The sequence below is a fragment of the Mesorhizobium sp. M1142 genome, from assembly GCF_040318565.1.
Lineage (GTDB): Bacteria > Pseudomonadota > Alphaproteobacteria > Rhizobiales > Rhizobiaceae > Mesorhizobium.
Genome location: NZ_JAMYMK010000079.1, coordinates 1 through 848, shown reverse-complemented (window position 1 = coordinate 848; position 848 = coordinate 1). Strand labels below are relative to the sequence as shown.

General features: G+C 59.0%; 1 protein-coding gene. It reads left to right on the top strand.

The annotated features are described in order from the left end of the window. Positions 1–64 precede the first annotated feature (64 nt). Positions 65–828 (top strand): IS5 family transposase gene (locus NKH42_RS31150; protein WP_156937481.1). Its coding sequence is split into 2 segments (ribosomal slippage): positions 65–404 and positions 404–828, totalling 765 coding nucleotides; the frame shifts between segments, so codons are not numbered across the junction. Positions 829–848 lie beyond the last annotated feature (20 nt).

The window sequence follows — 848 nt, the reverse complement described above, 5'->3', positions numbered from 1 at the left end:
CAGGACCCATTAATTTGTTGAGTTGATCTCTGTTGGGTGATTCAAGGTGGCAGGAGGTGCCGCCTTGAGTGATTTGCTGATGTTGACGCCGGAGCAGATGCGCCGGATCGAGCCCTATTTTCCTTTGTCGCATGGTGTGCCGCGTGTAGATGACCGCCGGGTGCTGAGCGGCATCCTGTTCGTGATCCGCAATGGTCTTCGCTGGCGAGATGTCCCTTCCGACTACGGTCCGCACAAGACTATCTACAACCGCTTCATCCGCTGGAGTCGGCTGGGTGTGTTCAACCGCATCCTGGCGGAACTGGCCGCGCAGGGCGGCGAAACGGACAATCTGATGATCGATGCCACCCATCTCAAAGCGCATCGCACTGCCGCCAGCCTCCTTAAAAAGGGGCTCTATCCCGATGTATCGGACGCAGCCGAGGCGGACTGACCACCAAGCTGCAAGTGGTCTGTGACGGCAAGGGACGTCCGCGGCTGCTGCATCTGAGCGAAGGGCAGGCCAATGATCACAAGACTGCTGCGGCAGTGATCGAGGATTTGCCCGCCGCCAAATCCCTGCTCGCCGATCGGGCCTACAGTTCAGCGGCCTTCCGCCAGGCGCTCGTCGAGCGCGGTATCACGCCATGCATCCCACCCCATGCCAAGCATCGTGTTCAGCACAGCTACGATCCTGTCCTATACCGACAACGCCACAGGATCGAGAACATGTTCGCACGCCTCAAAGACTGGCGACGCATCCACACCAGATACGACCGATGTGCTCACACCTTCCTGTCGGCGATCGCCTTCGCTGCAGCCTTCATCTTCTGGATCAATGAGTCCTGACCCTAGCACTACTTTGGCAG